Source organism: Ruminococcus sp. 210702-SL.1.03, from assembly GCF_020559915.1.
Classification (GTDB): domain Bacteria; phylum Bacillota; class Clostridia; order Oscillospirales; family Ruminococcaceae; genus YE71.
In genome coordinates this window covers 1-332 of sequence record NZ_JAJCLZ010000145.1, presented here as the reverse complement: position 1 = coordinate 332, position 332 = coordinate 1, and the positions used below count along the sequence as shown (strand labels likewise).

Here is a 332-nt window from a genome sequence, read left to right as displayed (position 1 = left end):
AAAACATCGACGGCGTAATGATCATTCCTCACATGGACGAGGGCGAGTATTGGGAGGAATGGTACAAGGAAGATGATAACGCGTGGCAGAAAGACTTAACAAGAGTAGAAAAACAATTTGTCGCGCTGTGCTCATACTACGGCTATCCCAATGCGTATAAGAGCAAAGCATATTTCTATGCAACTCAGGCTCTTACTTGGGAGATCGTTATGGGTTATCGTACTTGCGATAGAGATAACGGATTAGCTTTTCTGAAAACATACAACGGAATAAAGCTCGGCAAATACGTTACAGGCAGCAACTCAACAATGCTTAATGAATACAAGAAAGCA

At 42.2% G+C, this 332-nt stretch carries 1 protein-coding gene; it reads left to right on the top strand.

From position 1 onward, the window contains the following. Positions 1-17 precede the first annotated feature (17 nt). On the top strand, positions 18-332 hold a 315-nt coding region (locus LI114_RS13845), incomplete at its 3' end, for a hypothetical protein (RefSeq protein ID WP_227221151.1).